Source organism: Pseudarcicella hirudinis, from assembly GCF_900115665.1.
Classification (GTDB): domain Bacteria; phylum Bacteroidota; class Bacteroidia; order Cytophagales; family Spirosomataceae; genus Pseudarcicella; species Pseudarcicella hirudinis.
On record NZ_FOXH01000030.1, the window covers coordinates 1 to 2,372 of the forward strand.

Annotated in this window: 3 protein-coding genes and 1 pseudogene; all 4 read right to left on the minus strand. The window is 38.0% G+C overall.

Features of this window, described 5'->3' with window-relative positions:
• Nucleotides 1-311 precede the first annotated feature (311 nt).
• A complete protein-coding gene (locus tag BM179_RS24950) occupies nt 312-752 on the minus strand; it encodes a DUF4304 domain-containing protein (protein WP_092019872.1) in 441 nt (146 codons plus the stop codon).
• Nucleotides 753-754: 2 nt separating this feature from the next.
• Nucleotides 755-1,021: pseudogene (locus tag BM179_RS24955) on the minus strand (hypothetical protein); the annotation flags it as partial.
• Between the two features lie 37 nt (nt 1,022-1,058).
• Nucleotides 1,059-1,382 carry a MafI family immunity protein gene (locus tag BM179_RS24960; RefSeq protein WP_092019874.1) on the minus strand — a complete coding sequence of 108 codons (324 nt, stop codon included), beginning with the start codon at nt 1,380-1,382 and terminating at the stop codon, nt 1,059-1,061.
• A 9-nt stretch (nt 1,383-1,391) separates the two neighbouring features.
• Nucleotides 1,392-2,372 (minus strand): RHS repeat-associated core domain-containing protein (locus tag BM179_RS24965; RefSeq protein WP_177219513.1); only part of this gene is annotated, 981 nt, incomplete at its 5' end.

Here is a 2,372-nt window from a genome sequence, read left to right on the forward strand (position 1 = left end):
TGAAATGAAAACAGTAATTTGACATACTATAGTACTTACCGTGTCAAAGACACTTTACCCCATGAATTATCCGTAGTCTTTTCGACTACGGACAGGGGGGGCAGATGCGGCTTATCCAGCAGCTTGACGAGGAAGACAGGCAAACCATTTTCCGCCTGATTGATAAAATGCTTACCAACAAAAAGTTTAAGGACTTCTTCAGTAAAAATATTGCTGCCTTATAAAAATATTTTCGCAGCACTTATCAGTTATATTTCTGACCTATAAGGATCATTTAAAAAACCCAAGCGATACGCCGGGGCTTTTGCTTTTTATGCTAACTCTTCTTTGACTGCAGGTAGTAAGAAAATTTCTCCCTTGTTGGCTAAATCTTTTATGCCTGCCTTTGATAAAGCTCTATTGGTAAAGGGTAAAATATGATTTTTAAAAAGTTTCTCCAAACGCTCTTTCCTGATATTATCCTCCATTGGCTCATCAAAATCTAAGACAGCTTTATATTCAGGTGTTTCATTTGCCGTGATATGACCCATTGAACTTTTTATTAATTCCTTATTGGGTGTATACGTGCTTTCAAAAGCACCCTGAATAAACACCTTTATCAGAAGTTGGTAATAATCACCAAAGTTGGATTTTTGGAGTTCAAGGACAGTGATGCATTCCGTGCTTTCCTTATACCAACCACCAAAAGCACTTTTAAACTCATTGGCCTTGGCCACTTCACCAAACATTTTTTTAAACTCTTTACTGTCCATTATCAATAAGTATCTAAAACTGTTTTCCATTGAATGCCTTTAAACTGCGGGTATTTTTGCAGCATTGCAGGTGACTGTAGCTCTTGCAAATACATTTGTAATTGCTTTTGCCCTTGTAAAATGGCTCTAGGGTTATTAGGCTTCAATTCGTAAATGATGCCGTTTTGCATATCAAGGTAATCTATCCGCCTTCCACTTAACAACCTGAACTCTTTACCTACTTTACCCGCATGATACGCCTTATGCATCTGTTGCCCAAGCTGTAAACTGGACTTAGTAAACTGTGTACTCGTCTTAGCGGCATTTTTACTCTATTAAACCGGCAATAATCCTCGCCAATTCATCCTTCACTGGTTTAGGAACATTACTCTCATCCCTTATGAGTTCTTTCATAAAGGAATAACTTTCTTGTTTCAAATTCATCCTCTCGCCAATTTTAGAAATTGATTCATAAAAATCATTATCAATTTCAATATCGTATTCATACATCTGTGTTATTATTGTGTCAAAGCACAAACCAAACTCATTATGCATCAAAAATTCTTTAGCATTTTCTAAATCACGATCATCTAATCCAAGAATTTTTGCAATCTCAATTAGCCTTAATAAAGCATTTACTAGTGTTTTCATGATTTTATTTTATTTAATTGGAAAAGCTGTTATGATATCTGTATGAGTAGTAATTACTCTCATTCTTGTTCCTTGATAGGTTCCTTCTACGACAAATCTCACTGGCTGCCCACTTTTAGTAAACATTGCACCAGCCTTACCCGTCTGCTGAATCCACTGATTATTAACAACCACATCAGATACTGCGTGCATAATTTTAGAATTACTCCATGTCGCAGGGAACATACTTTTAGAACCCGTCAATCCGTTTGCAAAACTTTTTAAACTTCCAAACCATGCATGCCCTCCACCAGTAGCATCTCCAGCTAAGATATGAGCTGTTCGTCCAGAGCTTGCCAAATTTATATACCCCCCCTCAGCGGTAGCAGATTCCATTAGACCTAAACCAAAGCTCCTTACCCCTATCCCCAATGAAATCAAATCAAACTCGATGTTAACTGGTTCTATCCCTTTCCCATCAATATACATATTATAGGCATGTTGTTCCGCAAAACTTATTTTCGCATGAAACCAACTGTCATAATATATATGTGTTCGATTATCAAATCCATATATCCTAAAATGCTCATCCGTACCTTCTCTTCCTGGAGCATAAAAATCCCACTCACCCTTAGGATATTTATAATTCCTCAGATTTGACGCCCTTCCCTCTATCTTATTTAATGTCCGGTAATACTTTTCAAGATATGGTGATCCTCCTAAAGCCTCAGATCCTCTATTTCCAGGATTTGAAGACTTTATCCATTGTTCATTACTCAGGTCATCTGCTCCCTGACTTGGAGCTAATCCATATAAATCAACATACCCAACTGGGTTATTGTATGCATAATGATATGGACTCCACGACTCCTGGCTTTCCGCCAATGGGTCAACCACCATCCATCTCCCCAAGGAGTTATCATACTGCCTCGCTCCATAATCCAGCCAACTCGTCTCACTATCTGATTCCTTACCATTATACAAGCGGTCATTACTTCCGGGGCCCTTTAT